The sequence below is a fragment of the Cohnella sp. GCM10012308 genome, assembly GCF_042649185.1.
Classification (GTDB): domain Bacteria; phylum Bacillota; class Bacilli; order Paenibacillales; family Paenibacillaceae; genus Cohnella.
This window is the reverse complement of record NZ_JBHRYU010000001.1, coordinates 608,557-625,192: the sequence shown is the minus strand read 5'-3', so window position 1 is coordinate 625,192 and position 16,636 is coordinate 608,557. Positions and strand designations below refer to the sequence as shown.

General features: G+C 60.2%; 16 protein-coding genes. 12 read left to right on the top strand and 4 right to left on the bottom strand.

Annotation, left to right across the window (positions count from 1 at the left end; translation table 11 throughout):
• Positions 1-102 precede the first annotated feature (102 nt).
• The 4 genes from ACFOTD_RS02855 (at position 103) to ACFOTD_RS02840 (ending at position 4,139) form a co-directional block, all read left to right on the top strand.
• Positions 103-597 (top strand): hypothetical protein, encoded by a 495-nt coding sequence (locus ACFOTD_RS02855; protein ID WP_378115507.1) that lies wholly within the window; start codon positions 103-105, stop codon positions 595-597.
• A gap of 200 nt (positions 598-797) precedes the next feature.
• Positions 798-2,636, top strand: a complete 1,839-nt coding sequence (typA, locus tag ACFOTD_RS02850; RefSeq protein WP_378115505.1) for a translational GTPase TypA — start codon at positions 798-800, stop codon at positions 2,634-2,636.
• 36 nt (positions 2,637-2,672) lie between these two features.
• Complete coding sequence (locus tag ACFOTD_RS02845) at positions 2,673-2,978, top strand: YlaH-like family protein (RefSeq protein ID WP_378115503.1); 306 nt, start codon at positions 2,673-2,675, stop codon at positions 2,976-2,978.
• 84 nt (positions 2,979-3,062) lie between these two features.
• Positions 3,063-4,139, top strand: a complete 1,077-nt coding sequence (locus ACFOTD_RS02840; protein ID WP_378115501.1) for an LCP family protein — start codon at positions 3,063-3,065, stop codon at positions 4,137-4,139.
• Positions 4,140-4,455: 316 nt separating this feature from the next.
• Here the strand turns inward: ACFOTD_RS02840 and ACFOTD_RS02835 are convergent, their stop codons facing one another.
• Complete coding sequence (locus tag ACFOTD_RS02835; protein ID WP_378115499.1) at positions 4,456-5,061, bottom strand: YhcN/YlaJ family sporulation lipoprotein; 606 nt, start codon at positions 5,059-5,061, stop codon at positions 4,456-4,458.
• Between the two features lie 159 nt (positions 5,062-5,220).
• Between ACFOTD_RS02835 and ACFOTD_RS02830 the strand changes: the two genes are divergently transcribed.
• Together ACFOTD_RS02830 and ACFOTD_RS02825 are read left to right on the top strand one after the other, a co-directional pair.
• On the top strand, positions 5,221-6,555 hold the full coding sequence (locus ACFOTD_RS02830) for a PhoH family protein (protein WP_378115497.1): 1,335 nt from the start codon (positions 5,221-5,223) through the stop codon (positions 6,553-6,555).
• A gap of 114 nt (positions 6,556-6,669) precedes the next feature.
• Positions 6,670-8,064 (top strand): extracellular solute-binding protein, encoded by a 1,395-nt coding sequence (locus ACFOTD_RS02825; RefSeq protein ID WP_378115495.1) that lies wholly within the window; start codon positions 6,670-6,672, stop codon positions 8,062-8,064.
• Here the strand turns inward: ACFOTD_RS02825 and ACFOTD_RS02820 are convergent.
• Both ACFOTD_RS02820 and ACFOTD_RS02815 read right to left on the bottom strand, forming a co-directional pair.
• Positions 8,035-9,126, bottom strand: a complete 1,092-nt coding sequence (locus tag ACFOTD_RS02820) for a coiled-coil domain-containing protein (protein ID WP_378115493.1) — start codon at positions 9,124-9,126, stop codon at positions 8,035-8,037. The two genes, ACFOTD_RS02825 and ACFOTD_RS02820, sit on opposite strands and share 30 nt — an antisense overlap.
• A gap of 196 nt (positions 9,127-9,322) precedes the next feature.
• Positions 9,323-9,559 carry a DUF2626 family protein gene (locus tag ACFOTD_RS02815; protein WP_090115152.1) on the bottom strand — a complete coding sequence of 79 codons (237 nt, stop codon included), beginning with the start codon at positions 9,557-9,559 and terminating at the stop codon, positions 9,323-9,325.
• Between the two features lie 307 nt (positions 9,560-9,866).
• Here ACFOTD_RS02815 and ACFOTD_RS02810 point away from each other — a divergent pair, with 307 nt between their 5' ends.
• The 3 genes from ACFOTD_RS02810 (at position 9,867) to ACFOTD_RS02800 (ending at position 12,129) form a co-directional block, all read left to right on the top strand.
• Positions 9,867-10,517, top strand: coding sequence for an RsfA family transcriptional regulator (locus ACFOTD_RS02810; protein WP_378115491.1), 651 nt, complete (start codon positions 9,867-9,869; stop codon positions 10,515-10,517).
• Between the two features lie 240 nt (positions 10,518-10,757).
• Positions 10,758-11,723 carry a ketopantoate reductase family protein gene (locus tag ACFOTD_RS02805; RefSeq protein ID WP_378115489.1) on the top strand — a complete coding sequence of 322 codons (966 nt, stop codon included), beginning with the start codon at positions 10,758-10,760 and terminating at the stop codon, positions 11,721-11,723.
• A 10-nt stretch (positions 11,724-11,733) separates the two neighbouring features.
• Positions 11,734-12,129: a DUF3397 domain-containing protein gene (locus ACFOTD_RS02800; RefSeq protein ID WP_378115487.1), complete on the top strand. Its 396-nt coding sequence runs from the start codon at positions 11,734-11,736 to the stop codon at positions 12,127-12,129.
• Positions 12,130-12,211: 82 nt separating this feature from the next.
• Here ACFOTD_RS02800 and ACFOTD_RS02795 read toward each other — a convergent pair whose 3' ends face one another.
• Positions 12,212-12,982 carry a tryptophan-rich sensory protein gene (locus ACFOTD_RS02795; RefSeq protein WP_378115485.1) on the bottom strand — a complete coding sequence of 257 codons (771 nt, stop codon included), beginning with the start codon at positions 12,980-12,982 and terminating at the stop codon, positions 12,212-12,214.
• A gap of 87 nt (positions 12,983-13,069) precedes the next feature.
• Between ACFOTD_RS02795 and bshC the strand changes: the two genes are divergently transcribed.
• From bshC to mraZ, 3 genes are all read left to right on the top strand, one after another.
• The gene (bshC, locus tag ACFOTD_RS02790) at positions 13,070-14,749 is read left to right on the top strand and encodes a bacillithiol biosynthesis cysteine-adding enzyme BshC (RefSeq protein ID WP_378115483.1); all 1,680 of its coding nucleotides are present in this window, start codon (positions 13,070-13,072) and stop codon (positions 14,747-14,749) included.
• Positions 14,746-16,011 carry an adenosylhomocysteinase gene (locus ACFOTD_RS02785; protein WP_378115481.1) on the top strand — a complete coding sequence of 422 codons (1,266 nt, stop codon included), beginning with the start codon at positions 14,746-14,748 and terminating at the stop codon, positions 16,009-16,011. The genes bshC and ACFOTD_RS02785 overlap by 4 nt, the downstream gene beginning before the upstream one ends.
• A gap of 140 nt (positions 16,012-16,151) precedes the next feature.
• Positions 16,152-16,589, top strand: coding sequence for a division/cell wall cluster transcriptional repressor MraZ (gene mraZ, locus ACFOTD_RS02780; protein ID WP_277567075.1), 438 nt, complete (start codon positions 16,152-16,154; stop codon positions 16,587-16,589).
• Positions 16,590-16,636 lie beyond the last annotated feature (47 nt).

Here is a 16,636-nt window from a genome sequence, read left to right as displayed (position 1 = left end):
AAGGCGTCGAACTAGTTTTTTACCCCGACTTCCATTAAACTGTTAGATAAAAGAAACGAATATCGTTCGTTCGCAATAGACAAGCGAAGTGGGGGAGACGCTTTGAACAAGCAATCCGCCGCGGTCGGAATCTGGATTTTGGCTGCGGGATTGATCATTTTGCTCGGCAAGCTGGGCGTCTTTTCATTTATCGGAGCCGTTTTCTGGCCGATCCTGATTTTAATCGTCGGCATTTTGCTCCACGTGCTTTATTTCGGCGGCATCGTGCCGGCCGTGGCGCTGGTGCCCGCGGGCATCCTGACCGGATCGTCGCTGCTGCTTATGGTCGGCAACTGGGTCGGCTGGGGGTCGATGCGTTATGTATGGCCGCTCTTCTTGCTCTCGATCGCGATCGGCCTTTACGAATACGCCGTATTCGGCGTCGGCAAAGACCGCGCGGTCTGGAACGCCGCAATGGGCATCGGAGCGCTCTCGCTGCTGCTGTTCGCCATCATGCTGCTGTGGACGTGGGGCATTTATTTGCTCGCCGCCGCATTGATCGGATTCGGGGTCTGGCTTGTCCTCAGCCGGCGCAAGCCGCGAAGACGCCGCAGATAGTACGGACCGATCGACATCTTGAACTGAGGGTTGGCAATCGGGCCCGTTTAGCGTATAATTGAAGGGATGTAGACAACGTCGGCCTCGCGTCGACGTTTTGTGTTGGACACGGCAAATTAGGGACGACGGGTTCGCGTCAGCCGAGGCGGGCCTGCCGGTCGTAATGGATACAGATATAAAAATGACTAAGGAGTGGAACCATGCAACAAGAAAAAATCCGCAATATCGCCATTATCGCGCACGTCGACCACGGGAAAACGACGCTTGTCGACCAGCTTCTGCGCCAATCCGGCACATTCCGCGAAAATGAGCAAGTCCAGGAGAGGGCGATGGACTCCAACGATCTCGAGCGGGAACGCGGCATTACGATCCTGGCGAAGAACACCGCCGTCCGTTACAAGGATCACCTGATCAACATCGTCGACACACCCGGACACGCCGATTTCGGCGGCGAAGTCGAACGGATCATGAAGATGGTAGACGGCGTACTGCTGGTCGTCGACGCATTCGAAGGCTGCATGCCGCAGACCAAGTTCGTGCTTCGCAAGGCGCTCGAAGCGGGCCTGACCCCGATCGTCGTCGTCAACAAGATCGACCGCCCGGCAGCGCGTCCGGCCGAAGTCATCGACGAAGTGCTCGAGCTGTTTATCGAGCTCGAGGCGAACGACGAGCAGCTTGAATTCCCGGTCGTGTACGCGTCCGGCCTGAACGGCATCGCGAGCCTCGACGCCGGCACGCTCGGCACGACGATGGAGCCGCTGTACGAGACGGTCATCGAGAAGATTCCGCATCCGACGGAAGATCAGGACGCGCCGCTGCAGTTCCTCGTTACGCTGCTCGACTACAACGAGTACCTGGGCCGCATTCCGATCGGCCGCGTCAACCGCGGCAAGATCCGCCAAGGCCAGCCGGTCGCCGTTTTGGACCGCGAAGGCAAGATCCGTCAGGCCCGTATTGAAAAGCTGTTCGGCTTCCAAGGCCTGAAGCGCGTCGAGATGGAAGAAGCGTCAGCTGGCGATATCATCGCCATCGCCGGCATCAAGGACGTTAACATCGGCGAGACGGTCGCCGACCCGGCGAACCCCGAGGCGCTGCCGGTGCTTAAGATCGACGAGCCGACGCTGCAGATGCGCTTCCTGGTCAACAACAGCCCGTTCGCGGGCCGCGAAGGCAAGCACGTCACCTCGCGCAAGCTGCGCGAGCGCCTGTTCAAGGAACTCGAGACCGACGTAGCACTGCGAGTAGACGAGACCGACAGCCCCGACGCCTTCGTCGTCAGCGGCCGCGGCGAGCTGCATCTCGGCATTCTGATCGAGAACATGCGCCGCGAAGGCTACGAGCTGCAAGTATCCAAGCCCGAGGTTATCCTCCGCGAGATTGACGGCGTCAAGAGCGAGCCGATCGAGCGTCTGATGATCGACGTTCCAGAAGAGAGCATGGGCAACGTCATGGAGAGCCTCGGCACCCGCAAGGCCGACATGGTCAACATGATCAACAACGGCAACGGGCAAGTCCGTCTCGAGTTCCTGATTCCCGCGCGCGGCCTGATCGGCTACCGCACGAACTTCCTGACGCTGACGCGCGGCTACGGCGTCATGAACCACGCGTTCGACAGCTACGGTCCGGTCGTAGGCGGCCAGGTCGGCGGACGTCACCAAGGCGTGCTCGTGGCCAGCGAGACGGGCTCGTCCACCGTATACGGCATGATGGGCGTCGAGGATCGCGGCATTATGTTCCTCGAGCCGGGAACGGATATTTACGAAGGCATGATCGTCGGCGAGCACACCCGGGACAACGACATCATCGTCAACATTTGCAAAGAAAAGGCGCTTAACAATATCCGTACGGCCAACAAGGAAGAGACGGTCAAGCTCAAGTCCCCTCGCCTGATGTCGATGGAAGAAGCGCTCGAGTACCTGAACGACGACGAGCTGTGCGAGATCACGCCGAAGTCGATCCGCCTGCGCAAGAAGCTGCTGAACAAGAGCGAACGCGAGCGTTCCGAGAAGCAGCGCAAGATGGCCGAATCCGGCGTCTGATCGGATAGCCGCGAGTAACGAGGAGGAGGGGCACCAGTGCAAACGTGGTTTCATGACAATCCCGTCGTTTCGTACCTGCTGATCTTGGCATTTACGATCTATATCTTCAACGCCGTCTTCCGGATGGGCAAGCTGCCGATCCTGAAGGAGATCATCGTGCATATCATTATGGCGATCGGGTGCCTCGTGCTTCTCCTGCTCCAGCTCGACAAGCTGCCGATCATTCAGTGCATGTCGGTCGCCGTCATCATGATGCTGATGCTTCGCGGCCGCCAGATGTACGACAAATGGCGGGCCAAGCGAGGCGGCGGCGAAGCGGCCGTCAAGCGGACGGAATCCTAGAATCGAATGCAGCTCCGGCGAACCCCGGGAGAGCCCCGCGCTCTTCGGGATTCGCCTTTTTAAATTCATTGAAGAGGTGAAGCAATGAGTTCCAATACCCCGCTGCCGCCGCGCCGGAGTTCGGGCGCCGCGAACGCAACTGCCAGGGCGAATCCTCCTAAAAAGAAAAAAAAGAAATGGCCTCGCGTTCTATTTGCAATCATTCTGCTTGTCATTCTAGGCCTGGGCGCTTATGCATATTCGTTATGGAGAGAGGTCGACGGGGCGCTCGACGACGCGTCCTCCGGCGCGTCTACGCAGACGGTCCCGGAAGGCGAAAAGGCGCAGGTCAAACCGATATCGCTGCTCCTGCTTGGTATGGATTACCGTCCTAAAATCGGCGGAATGAACACCGACGTCATCATGGTGGCGGCGTTTAACCCCAAGTCGAACACGGCCACGGTCGTGACGATTCCGCGAGATTCGGACCTGCAGCTGGACGGGTATTCGACGCAAAAAATCAATGCGTTTTACGCTCGGTTCCATAGCAAGAGCGATGCAAAAGGCGATGCGGCCAACGCTTATGCCCGCGACGAAATGAAGCAGATGCTAGGAAAATTTTTCGGCATCAACATCAACTATGCATCCGTGCTGAATTTCCAGGGATTTGTCGACGTCATCGACAAGCTGGGCGGCGTAAAGGTCAACGTGGACAAGGATATGCGTTATGTCGACAACGCCGACGGGACCAACATCGACCTGAAGGCGGGCGAACAAACGCTGCACGGCGAAGATGCGCTCGGCTTCGTGCGTTACCGCAAGTCCAACCGCGGCACCGCGGCCTCGAGCGACTTCGAGCGCAACGAACGTCAGAGCCAAGTGCTCGGCGCCATCGTCGACAAGATGAAGTCCTTCGGCGGGATTACGAAGCTGAGCGGCGTCATCGACGTGGCCGGCAAAAACGTGGTGACGGATATTCCGAAAGCGCAGATCACGAATATATTAAAAACATATTATGATATCAACCGCGAGGATATCCGCTTCATCCCGCTTACGGGCGTCTGGAAAAGTCCTTACGTCTATCTGGACAAAGATTCGGTGGCGGAGGCGAAGGCCGCGCTTGCCGAAGAGATGTCTCCCGAAGGGCGCGCAGCGGCCGCCACGGACGGCGATGGAAAATAAAGGGATCGGTTAAGCCGGGCAATCCGGGCAAGCATCGCTTGGCCTCCCCGGGAGGCATATGCTATACTGAGCTCAACGAACCCCATTGCAAAGTGCCAAGTCTCTAAACCACGGTGCCAAGGGAGTGTTGCGGATGGCAGGCAGAGGATGTAGGTCTACCGGATTTGGCGAATTCGTCCGACTGTCGTCTCTGCAGAGCGCCAGGCTTGTCCCCGGCCGTTCCTTCGGCTTCGGATCGCCGTCGCATCCCCTGTCTTCGCTGCCAGTGCGCCGCGTGCGGAGTTTATATGTGTATACGGACAAGAACCCAGTGACTTCACTGGGTTCTTTGCGTATTTACGGACGTATTCGCGTGCGATTTGGCGGCCGGTCCGGGACCGTCCGGCGAGGCCGGAGGCACGATGCTGCGCGGCACTTGGGGTACGAGCCGGCCGACGATATCCGCCATTTCTTCCGCGAAGCCAGCGATCGGCCGGCCGCGCTTCGCATCGGCTCGAATCTCCCGGATCCGCTCGGCCATGTCCATGTCCGCGGTTACGAGCGCGTCGATGCCGTACGGATCTTTGCGGAATGCCTCGGCGACGGCGTACTTGGTCGTCCCGACTCTCGAGCGCTCCATTTTCGGATCGACGTCGATGCCTACGACGGCGTATTTGCCGAAAATGACGCAATTGGCGTGGCGGACGCCCCGAACCCCTTCGGCCAGCTGTTCCAGATGGGCGGCGACGGCCTTGGCGTTCGGCCGGACCGCGACGGAGCGGTCGCCGACCGATACATCGCTTCCAGGCGCGCTGCGCGCATGCAGGCGGTCCTGATCGGGCTGAGCGGGAGCCGCCGTCCGGTTGCCGCATCCGGCGGCGGAGAGCAGAGCCGAAGCCAGCAGCAAGATTAATCCGGCTTTGGCCGGCGTGCGAACGTACATGTGGGGATCACCATCCTCGTGGGTATCGATTCTTTTAAGGGGGGATGTCCGAAGTCTCTAAAAAAGGCTTCAAGCAAGCTCCACCTGGTACTATGATTCCCTGTCCCATGCGCCGGTATGTAAATACGTCACAATCCGTCTCAACCGGGAGGAACCGCCGTGAAAAAAATTTACGTGCTCGATACGAACGTGCTGCTCCATGATCCGCTCGCTTTGTTTGCCTTCGGCTCGAACGAGGTCGTCATTCCTTCGGTCGTGCTCGAGGAGATCGACTCCAAGAAAAGATTGGCGGACGAGATCGGGCGCAATGCCCGGTTCGTGTCCAGGGAGCTCGACCGCATGCGGGAGATCGGGCATTTGCACAACGGGGTTACTCTGGAAAACGGCGGCGTGCTGAAGGTGGAAATGAATCATCGCCGCTTCGTACGGGTGCAGGAGCTATTCGGGGAGATGACCAACGACAACCGCATCCTGGCGGTCGCGCTGAACTATCATCTGGAGGAACAGGAACAGCCGGAATCGGCGCGTCCTGTCATCCTCGTGAGTAAGGACGTGCTGGTTCGCGTCAAGGCGGACGTACTTGGCGTCACGGCCGAGGACTACCTGTCCGATCGGATCGCCGAGGGCACCGACCACTATACGGGCCAGGTCACGCTGCACGTCCATCCGGCGCAGATCGATGAATTTTATACGTACCGGTTTCTGAGCATCAATCAATTGGGACTCAAGCAAAAGCTGCACCCGAACGAATTCGTCATTCTTCGCGATGAGCTCGGCACGTCCAAGTCGGCCCTCCTGAAGGTGAGCCAGGACGGCGCGAGACTCGAGCCGCTGCACTTGTCCAACGAGCCGGTATGGGGTATTACCGCCCGCAATGCGCAGCAGCGCATGGCGCTCGAGCTGCTGCTGAACGACGAGATTCCGCTCGTGACGCTGACGGGGCGGGCCGGCACCGGCAAGACGCTGATTACGCTGGCTGCGGGGCTATTGAAGGTCGAAGACGAACACAAGTACAAAAAACTGCTCATCGCCCGTCCTGTAGTGCCGATGGGCAAGGATATCGGTTATTTGCCGGGGGAGAAAGAAGAAAAGCTGCGGCCGTGGATGCAGCCGATCTACGACAACCTGGAATTTTTGTTCGATACGAAAAAATCGGGAGACCTGGATAAAATCCTGATGGGACTCGGCAGCATCCAGGTCGAGGCGCTCACGTACATTCGCGGGCGGTCGATTCCGGGACAGCTGATCATTATCGACGAGGCTCAGAACCTGAGCAAGCACGAGGTGAAAACGATCGTCTCGCGCGTCGGCGAGCATAGTAAAATCGTGCTGCTGGGCGATCCCGAGCAAATCGACCATCCTTACTTGGATGCGCAGAGCAACGGACTCACGTATCTGGTCGAAACCTTCAAGGCGGAGGGCATCAGCGGACATGTGACGCTGGAAAAAGGGGAGCGCTCCAAGCTCGCCCAGCTGGCCGCGGAGAAGCTTTAAGCGAGATTATCGGCAAGAAGCAGGGCCGGACGCAATCGATGCGTCCGGCCCGTTTTACGTCGGTCTCGCTCGCAAGAATCGCTATCCGGGCCGCATTACGGAGGAAGCGTTTGCATGAAAAGGCGACAAGGCGGCTTAATCCTGCTATCATGGAACCAAACGATTGCGCCTGCGGCAGCGGGCGAAGGAAGGTGTTGGATCGTGACGCGCCGGAAGTATGTCGTCGTGCTCATGCTGCTCATGCTGGCAGTGCTGTTGACTTCGCCGTGGGCTTCCGCGCCGGAGCCGGACCTCGCGCCGGACGCGGCGCCGGAGGGCCAGGAGACGATCGAGGAAGAGCCCGTTTTCGCCGAGCAGCATGCGGACCTGACCGTCAAGATTATTCAGGAGGAGGATACGTACCGGCTGCTTGCGCGGCAGTCGGCGGCGTTCGAGCGCGGTCATCCGGACATCCGCGTCCAACTGGAGCGCGTCGATCCGGACGATGCGGCGGACCTGCTCGATAATTGGCACAAGGCGGAGGAAGGCGCCGACGTCGCGCTCATCCCTAGTATATGGGTCAAGAGACTGGCCGTCTCGGGCATGCTGCTGCCGGCGGACGCCGCGTTCGAGGGCGACGCGCTGTCCGAGCAGTTCGAGGCGGTCGCCGCCCCGCTCAAGTGGAACGGTTACATGTGGGGCGTGCCGCATCATATGGATCCTTATGTCGTCGTGTGGAATCGCGCACGCTTGTCCGCGGCCGCGCGACAAGACGGAAGCGTCTTGTCGCTACCGCTGGGTGCCCAAGATTGGGCGACGTTGGGTGCGGAGATGGCAAGCGAGGGGAGCCGGCCCTGGCTCGCGATTGACGAGCGCGATTCGGCTGCGCTCCTCACCTGGCTTGGCGCGTCCACAGGGATCAGGCCGGATTTGTTGCTGGGCGATTCGAACGGCCCGTGGGGATCGGGTCCTGCCGCGGCGATGCTGGACACCCTTCGCGGCACGGTCGGCTTGCGGGTGCCGGATCGCGACGCCTCGTTCTGGCAAGCGATGGCTTCGGGACAATATGCGGCCGCGGTCACGCGGCTGTCGGTGGCCGAGAAGGGCATCGCGAGCCTTGGCGCGGATGCGGCAGCCGGATTGTCCATCGACCGCAGCGGCTGGGACAAGGCGTATGCGTTCGAGGGCGGCGCTTCCTTTGTCATCGGCGCAGGAACGCAGGGCGAGAGCGCGGCGAAAACCTGGATCGCGGCGATGACCGAAACGCAGCTTCAGCTCGATAATTATGACGAGGCGGGGTATTTGCCCGTATACCGGTCAGCTTACGCCGATCGCCACGCGCTGCCGGCCTTGACTGGGAGGGGCGCGCAGCAATACCCGAACTGGGCGCCCCAAGCCGGCCCCGAATGGCCGCTGCTGATGAATAAAATCGGTATTTACTGGACGGACTGGCGGCAGGGCAGGCTCGCCTTGGCGGACTGGCCCGCTAGATGGAGCGGGCTACTTGCCGATCTTCAGCTTCACGATTAGCTTGCCGTCTTCGAGGGCTACGCTGTCGGCTTTGAGATAGGCCATTACCTGCTGCGGATAGAAGCCGAGATCAAAGTCGCGCACCAAATCGTCGCGGGTCGTGTCAGGCAGCGTCAGTCCGTTAAAAACAAGCGTATCCATATGGAACATAATGGCATTTTTTGGTTCGTTCTCGACCGTATAAGTGCCCGTGACGGCGACTTCCATCGACCCGCTTTTTCCTTGCAGAGACAAGAGGCCCGGCTTGAACGAAATGCTGAAGTCCTTGAGAAGCTCGCTTTGCGTATGAAGGAAATCGTTCAACTGCGCGTCGGTCAAGGTAAGCGTCGTCGACAAGCCTTTTGTTTTTAGCGCCCCCGGGTGATCCTGGATCCAATCCGGCAGCTTGTTCATCGCTTTGGCCAGCGCGCTGAAGTGGCGTCTCACTTCGTAAAGACCCGCGCTTTGCCAATAGGACTGTATTTCTTCGAGCTGCTTGCGCGCAAGCGCGGGATCCTCGCTTCCGTCGATCGCATTTTGAATTTCGGCCTGCAGCGCCGCGACCCGGTCGCGCTGGCTCGCGAGGTCGGCGGCTACGCGGGACAGCTCGTCCTTGTCGTTTTTCAGTTTGTCCTGACCCTTCCGGATCTCCTCGTATTCCCGATTGAAGTCGGCCAGCGTACGCCGGTCGGCTTCGAATATCGTATCCATCAAGTCCCAGCTTCTAAGCAAGCCGGCCCACGATTTGAAGTTGACGAGGATGCCGAGCATCGCTTCCTTCTGGCCCATATAGTAGGCTCGCAACACGCGTCCCGCTTTTTCGCGCTGCGCCGCGATGGCGAGCTGGCGCTCCGCGAGTTTTGTTTCGTTTTGCGCAATGTTCCGTTCGGTTTCTTCACGCAGCGCCGAGATCCGTTCGATCTCTCTGTCGATTTCCACGACGCTGAGCCCTTTTTCCAGCAGCTGCCGGGTCGTCTCCGTTAGCGGCTCCGCGTATACGGGAGGCGGCGTCGGTACGATTTTACCGGGAAAAAGCGACATGAGCAGCAAAACGGCGACGGCCAACAGTACGAATCTCCGCATCGGGCCCTCCTTTCTCTCTGCCAGACGGTGCGGCGGTAGTCAAGCTTATGCGTTTCTACCTCATTATAGACGAAAAGAACCCTATCGCGAGAGAGGAGAAGCGCGGCGGAGAAGCCCGATTGCCCGCAATATGTTCATGAACGTAAAAAGGCCGGAGCGGTTAGCTCCGGCCTTTAGGCGTGCCTAAGATTAATGGTTAAGCTGGCAAGCCCATCTCGAATACGGACCAATAGGTAAAGCCGAGGAACGCGATGATCATATAGCCCCAGAACATGAAGACGTATGTGCGCTCCGTGAACTTCAGGTAACCGAGCAAGAAGAAGGCGGCCGTCTGAATAAAGAACAGAAGCGCCATTTCATACATATCGCCTGCAAACGACATGAGCGCGATCGCGAGCGTCCAGAAACCAAGCATCCGGAACATGCGTGCCATGGTAATCCCCCTTCAGCGTTTCTCTAACCATTTTTCTACAGCATATTATACCCACGGTTCGGGTGCAGTGTAAACGGTGATTCGTGACGAAATGGCAAACTTTTCGTCCAAGCCTAGTATGCCTTCCCGGCGGACCGCTATTCGCCTTGTCGTCCGCAAGTTTTAAGAGCCCCGCGAGCGGAAGGTATACGACGTGCAAAAATGGATATACCTAGAGGTATCCGATAGATTCTATGATTTCTATCACGGGCATACAGATAAAAAAAGAAAGCAAGTAATGCGAGCGATCGAGGAGGGAATAGACCGCATGGCGGCTATTAGACAAGATGCATGGAGCGCGGATGACGATCTGATTTTGGCGGAGATTACGCTTCGCCACATACGGGAAGGGAGCACGCAGCTCGCCGCGTTCGAGGAGGTCGGGCAGCGGATCGCAAGAACGGCCGCGGCATGCGGATTCCGTTGGAACAGCTGCGTTCGAAAGCGCTACGACGACGCCATCAGTATTTCCAAGCAACAGCGGCAAAAGCGCAATTATCTCAAAAAGCAGGGCGCGATCGCGCTGCCTTCGGACGATCGGCCTTCGGCTGCGGCCGATGAAGAGATCGCCGGCAAGGGAGAGCTGATCGGCTCCGACGCGCTCAGCCTTGAAGCGGTCATCCGCTACTTGAAGCAGTGGAAGGGCTCCGTTCAGGAGCTAGGCAAGCAGGTGAAGCTGCTGGAGAAGGAATTAAGAGAAAAGAACGAGCAGCTCAGCGCGCTCCGGGAGATCAACGACCGTCTGTCCAGACAGGCCGACGCGGCGCAAACCGACTACCAGGTCGTCAACGACGATTATAAAGCGCTTATCCGAATTATGGATCGGGCGCGCAGGCTAGCGATCTTGTCCGAGGAGCCGGACGAAGAGAAAACGAGATTCAAAATGGATGCCAACGGCAACCTGGAGCGTATCGAGTAGTTTATAAGCGCTTACCTTCGAAGTTCCTATGAAGTACCTATAAAGAGCCGTCCCCTCGTCGCTTGCGGCGAAGGGACGGCTTTTTAAGTCGGAAAAACGATGACGCCGTTGTGCGGGCATGCGAGACAAGGTATGGTATTTCTTGGACAGGCAGAACGGGCGAGGCGAGCGGCGAATGCCTTAATAAGAGACGAACGGCGAATTAAGAGGCGAATGGCGAAATAAGAGGGGGAAAGCGCGTTGGCGAACATTCAGATCATCGGCGGCGGCGCGATCGGATTGCTGCTTGCGGGCAGGCTGGCGGCTTCGGGCGCTCGCGTTTGCTTGAGAACGAGAACCCGCGCACAGGCGGACGAGCTGGCGGCCCGGGGCGTGACGGTGCTGTCCGCGCCGGGAGAGGCGGACGTGCGAGCCGCAGTGGACGCGGCGGCGCTGGACGACGTGTGGGACGGGCCTGCGGGCGATACGCTGCTCGCCGTCAAGCAGACGGCGCTGACGCCCGCGTTTGTGGACCGCATGGACGCGGTATTGCCGCCTGGCGCCTCGGTGACGGCGTTTTGCAACGGCATCGGCCATACGGACCTGCTGGCTTCGCGCTTGCCGGGCAGAAGCGTCTTTGCGGCCGTTACGACGGAGGGGGCGCTTCGGGTCGATGCGACGACCGTGCGCCATACGGGCAGAGGCGAGATTCGGCTCGGGCCGGCCCCGCTTTTCGAGCGGGGAGGCACTGTGTTTGCGACAGGAGAAGAAAGCGCTGCTGCGCCGCTCGCGGCGATGCTGAAACAGGCAGGATTTTCCGCGACGCTGTCGAATGATATGGCACAGAGAATGCTGCGGAAGCTGCTCGGCAACGCCGTCGTCAATCCGCTGACGGCGCTGCTGCGGGTTCAGAACGGCGCATTGGTCCGCACGCCCGAGCGATTGACGCTGATGCGGACGTTGTTCGACGAGACGTTGTCCGTGCTGGAAGCCAGCGGGCTCCGCAGCGAGGATGACCTCTGGGAAGAGGTGCTCGACCTGTGCGCGCGCACGGCGGCCAACCGCTCCTCCATGCTGCAGGACGTGCTGGCGGGCCGCCCTACCGAGATCGCGTCGATCAACGGCGCCGTCGCGCGCCTGGCGGCGCAGCATGGGAAGGAAGCGCCATATAACGAGTCGCTTGTCGCACTGGTGTCGGCGATGCGGGGCGACGACAGAGAAGGGTGAGTGAACGCGCTTGTGGAATGCGTTAGTATCCGCTTACGCCGTATTGGCCATCGGCTCCGTCATTCCGTTCGCCGCCGTCTACGGCATCTCCACGATGCAGACGGGCGACAAGAAGCGCGCGATGGGGCTTGCGATGGACATGACGACGATATTCCTGATCGGCATCGTGAGCTATTTGCTCAATCGTGCATTCGGCATTCAAATGGGGTTTTATATCATTCTCCTCTTCATGCTGCTCGGGGCGGGCTTGATCGGAAATGCGCAATACCGGGTCCGCGGCAAAGTGGACGGCCTCAAGCTTTTCCGCGCGATTTGGCGGCTGTCGTTTTTCGGGCTGGCAGCTTTGTACGTGCTGTTCATGCTGATCGAGATCGTGCGGTTCCTCGCCGGCGGAGAATGGGAATAAGCCGCATGCCGGACAAAGACCCGCCTTCTCGCTGGTTGCGAGGGGCGGGTCTTCGTTTGGCGCCGAGGCGGGCGAGCCGCCGTCAACTCCGCCGCGGCTTAAGGCCCGCGATGCCGCGCAGCTTGATCAGGGCGGCCGCGATCGCGATGCCGGCGGCCGTCCAGGCGGCTACGGCGACGAGCTGCGAAGCTTCCTGCTGCTTCACGCCGATCGCGATCAGCGCCCAGGCGACCGTCAGCGGGAACCAGGGGTCCTTGTCCTTGAATGCGGCGACGGCCGCGAGGGCTGCCGCGACGACGAAGAGGGCCACGGCCCACGTGCGGTCGGGCAAGCCCCAGCCGTCCCAGCCGGCCGCCCGGAGCGCGACTGAGATGTTGACGATCGTCGCGACCGTCACCCATCCGAGATAGACGGAGAAGGGCAGCGCGATCAGGAAGAAGCCGGCTCGGTCTCCCGCGGCGCGGGCGGCGGGGCGGGACGAGAGGTACAAGCCGATCAACGTCAGCAGCAGACCGGCGATGACGAACGCGGACGCCGTATAGCGCTCCGAGTGCCAGACGAGCAGCCAGCCGACGTTGAACAGGCAGCTTGCGAAAAACCAGGGCGCTGTCGCTTTCATCGTCTTGTCGTCCCGCCGGCTAGGCAAAAAGGCGGCGACGACGTAACACAGGGCGAGTAAATAAATGACGCTCCAGATCGAAAAGGCATAGCCGGCAGGCGTGACGAGCGTCGGGACTTTGTCCGATACTTCTCCCGACGATCTGCCGAAAAGACCGCCGGTTGCGGCGGCCGCGTTGACGGCGACGACCCCGAGCCAACCGGCCGCGTTCAGAATGCGCCAATGCATGGGCATATGAATTCCTCCTTCATTTCTTTGACGATATCCGGCCGCTTCATGTACAATCGAGAATGACACCATTCGGACGGGAGGATGTCCGGGATGAATACGACTCCCTTTAATGACGGGACGGCGCAGTCTCTCTCCGAAGCATACAGACGCGGCGACGATCAGGTCGCTGCGCTGTTCGGAAGCGCCCACTGCAGAGATATAGAAGCTTGGAGCCGGCGCGCCGCGCGGCTCGATCAAGGCGCGGGCGGCCGCGTGGACAGAAGGCGGCTCGGCGAGGCGCTGCTAGATTACCAGCGCCGGCTGAGCCCGGGGCCGCTCGCCCTGCAGCACATCGAGGCGCTCGCCGGCGAAGGCGCCCTCGCCGTCGTCGGCGGCCAGCAGGCCGGGCTGTTCGGCGGTCCGCTCCTGATCGCGTACAAAGCCTTGACCGTCATCCAGGCGGCGAAGCACGCGTCGCGCAGTCTGGGCCGCACGGTCGTGCCGGTATTCTGGATCGCCGGCGAGGACCATGATTTCGAAGAAGCCAATCATTTATACGTTTCCCCGGGCGAGGGCGAGCCGCGCAAGGTCAAGCTGGGCCGGCCGGAAGGGCCCCGCCATGCCGTCAGCAGAACGCCGCTCTCCGCGGTCGATTGGGAGGTCGCGCTCACGGAACTTGCGCTGACGCTCCCTGATACCGAATTTAAACCGAATCTGCTGCGGCAAATCAGGATGCACGCAAACGACGCGCCGACGCTGACGCTGGCGTTCGCCCGCCTGCTCTCCGAGTGGTTCGCGGACGACGGCCTCGTCCTGATGGACGCGGACGATCCTGCGATCCGCCGGCTCGAAGGCGGCCTGTTCGGAGAACTCGTCACGGGCAGCGAACGTTTGAGCGCCGCGCTTGCCTCCGGCGAGGAGGCCGTCAAGCGGCTGGGCTACCCGATCCAGGCGGAGTCCGCGCCGGACGGCGCCAACCTGTTCGTGCACGCGGAGCAGGGCCGTATGCTGCTCTTCAGGCAAGGCGACCGCTTTGAGGACCGCAAGGGCGGACTCGCATACGACAGAGACGAGCTGCTGCGGATGGCGGCCGAGCGTCCGGAGCAACTCAGCAACAACGCGCTCTCGCGTCCGCTCATGCAGGATTATCTGCTTCCGGTGCTCGCTACGGTGCTTGGACCTTCCGAGATCGCCTATTGGGCTTCGCTCGGACCGGCTTTCTCGGCCTTCGGGCTGGAGATGCCCGTCATCGTGCCGAGGCAGTCGTTTACTTATCTCGAGCCGCAGGTGGAGAAGCTGCTGGCCAAATACGGCGTCACCGCGGAGCAGATCGCCGCGGATGGCGAGCGGCTGAAGCGGGATTGGCTTGCCGCGCAGGATACGTGGGATATCGGCGGCCGGTTCGCCGAGGTCAAGGCTCGTTTCGGAGAGCTGTACGCGCCGGTGCTCGATACGGTGTCCCAGGTCGACCGGGGACTCGTCAAGCTCGGGGAGAGCAACATGGAGCTCATCCTCGAGCAGATCGCCTATCTCGAGCAGCGCACGACCGGCGCGCTCGCGGGGCGTCACGAGTCGTCGCTGCGCCAATGGGACCGGATGCTGCACTCGCTGCGCCCGATGGAGCAGCCGCAAGAACGCGTCTACGGCATCGTACATTTTATTAACCGGTACGGCATGGGGTGGCTTAGCGCCATGCGCTGCATTCCGTTCGACGTCACGGGCGGCCATCGATTGATGGCCCAACAGCAGGCCGAGCCCGGCGGCCGACATCAGGAGGTTTGTTGTTCATGAAAACGACGTTGTCCAGCATTATCCGCGATCCGTCGCTCGCCCCGGAGGGCAAGCTCAAGATCGATTGGGTCCAGGCCCATATGCCGGTGCTGAACCGGATTCGCGAGCAGTTCGCCAAGGATCTTCCCTTTAAAGGGCTGAAGGTCGCCATCTCGCTCCACCTCGAAGCGAAGACGGCTTATCTGGCGAAGGTCGTTCAGGCCGGCGGCGCCGAAGTGGCGATCACCGGCAGCAATCCGCTCTCTACGCAGGACGACGTCTGCGCCGCGCTGGCCGAGGACGGCATCGCCGTATTCGCCAAGTACAACCCGTCGCCCGAAGAGTATCACAGCCTCCTCGAGCGGACGCTCGAGACGAAGCCGGATCTCATTATCGATGACGGCGGCGACCTGGTCACGATGCTGCACACGACGCGCCAAGATCTGCTGCTGGGCATCCGGGGCGGCGCCGAAGAGACGACCACGGGCATCCTCCGTCTCAAGGCAATGGAAAAAGACGGCTCCCTGCAATTCCCGATGGTAGCCGTCAACGACGCCTTCTGCAAATACTTGTTCGACAACCGTTACGGCACCGGCCAATCGGTATGGGACGGCATCAACCGGACGACCAATCTCGTCGTCGCCGGCAAGACCGTCGTCGTCAACGGCTACGGCTGGTGCGGCAAGGGCGTGGCGCTCCGCGCCAAAGGGCTTGGCGCGAACGTCGTCGTCACCGAGGTGGACGCGATCAAGGCGGTCGAAGCGTACATGGACGGGTTCACGGTGCTGTCGATGGAAGAAGCGGCTAAGGTGGGCGAGTTTTTCGTCACCGTCACGGGCAACAAGGACGTCATCACCGGCGCGCATATCGCGCAGATGAAGGACGGAGCGATCCTGTCCAACGCGGGCCACTTCGACGTCGAGGTGAACCTCGTCGAGCTCGAAGCGATGTCGGTATCGAAGCGCACCGTGCGCCGCAACATCGAGGAATACCGCCTGAAGGACGGCCGCAAGATTTATGTGCTCGCCGAAGGGCGTCTCGTGAATTTGGCCGCCGGAGACGGCCACCCTGCGGAGATCATGGATATGACGTTCGCGCTGCAGGCGCTCTCCCTGCGTTACGTCAACGAGAACTACGAATCGATCGGCAAGCAGGTCGTCAAGGTGCCTTACGCGCTCGACGAGCAAGTGGCGAGAGCGAAGCTGGAGTCCCTGGGCATCTCCATCGACACCTTGAGCGATGAGCAAAAATCGTACCTGGACAGCTGGGCAGGCCACGAATAATGACGATTTTTTAATAACCTAAAATATTTTGAAGAAATCCTGCTTTTAAAGCAGGATTTCTTTTTTTTTGCGCGAATAGTCATCATAAGTGGTTTAAAGTGGAGTGAAGTGGTGGAATATGGAGGGGGTGTGCAGCGGTCATGTTTTTAGGGGAATACCAGCATTCGATCGACGACAAAGGCCGAATCATTATTCCCGCTAAATTCCGCGACGCGCTGGGCACCGACTTTATCGTCACCCGCGGACTCGACAGCTGCTTGTTCGTTTATCCCCGCGAGGAGTGGGCGCAGCTGGAGCAGCGGCTTCGCGCGCTGCCGTCCATGGCGGCCAATGCGAGAGCTTTTTCCCGGCTGCTGTTCTCAGGCGCTTCCGAGGGCGAATGGGACAAGCAGGGAAGGGTCAACCTTCCGAATCACTTGCGAGACTATGCCAAGCTGGATAAGGAATGCACGATTATCGGCGTATCCACGAGAGTGGAGATTTGGGACAAGGCGACTTGGGAAGCCTACAGTCATGCCTCCGAGGAATCGTTTAACGAGATCGCGGAGAAGCTGGTCGATTTCGATTTTCATTTCTGAGCAGAGGACGTCGTCGCGAAGTCTCGAAGCACGTTTCGTTTACACAT

What these genes read in the sequence shown, in the direction of transcription:
- ACFOTD_RS02835 (WP_378115499.1), bottom strand. Translation starts at nt 5,061, where the DNA reads ATGTACGTTCGCACGCCGGCCAAAGCCGGATTAATCTTGCTGCTGGCT.
- ACFOTD_RS02840 (WP_378115501.1), top strand. Translation starts at nt 3,063, where the DNA reads ATGAGTTCCAATACCCCGCTGCCGCCGCGCCGGAGTTCGGGCGCCGCG.
- ACFOTD_RS02815 (WP_090115152.1), bottom strand. Translation starts at nt 9,559, where the DNA reads ATGGCACGCATGTTCCGGATGCTTGGTTTCTGGACGCTCGCGATCGCG.
- ACFOTD_RS02810 (WP_378115491.1), top strand. Translation starts at nt 9,867, where the DNA reads ATGGCGGCTATTAGACAAGATGCATGGAGCGCGGATGACGATCTGATT.
- ACFOTD_RS02820 (WP_378115493.1), bottom strand. Translation starts at nt 9,126, where the DNA reads ATGCGGAGATTCGTACTGTTGGCCGTCGCCGTTTTGCTGCTCATGTCG.
- typA (WP_378115505.1), top strand. Translation starts at nt 798, where the DNA reads ATGCAACAAGAAAAAATCCGCAATATCGCCATTATCGCGCACGTCGAC.
- mraZ (WP_277567075.1), top strand. Translation starts at nt 16,152, where the DNA reads ATGTTTTTAGGGGAATACCAGCATTCGATCGACGACAAAGGCCGAATC.
- ACFOTD_RS02825 (WP_378115495.1), top strand. Translation starts at nt 6,670, where the DNA reads ATGAAAAGGCGACAAGGCGGCTTAATCCTGCTATCATGGAACCAAACG.
- ACFOTD_RS02795 (WP_378115485.1), bottom strand. Translation starts at nt 12,982, where the DNA reads ATGCCCATGCATTGGCGCATTCTGAACGCGGCCGGTTGGCTCGGGGTC.
- bshC (WP_378115483.1), top strand. Translation starts at nt 13,070, where the DNA reads ATGAATACGACTCCCTTTAATGACGGGACGGCGCAGTCTCTCTCCGAA.
- ACFOTD_RS02785 (WP_378115481.1), top strand. Translation starts at nt 14,746, where the DNA reads ATGAAAACGACGTTGTCCAGCATTATCCGCGATCCGTCGCTCGCCCCG.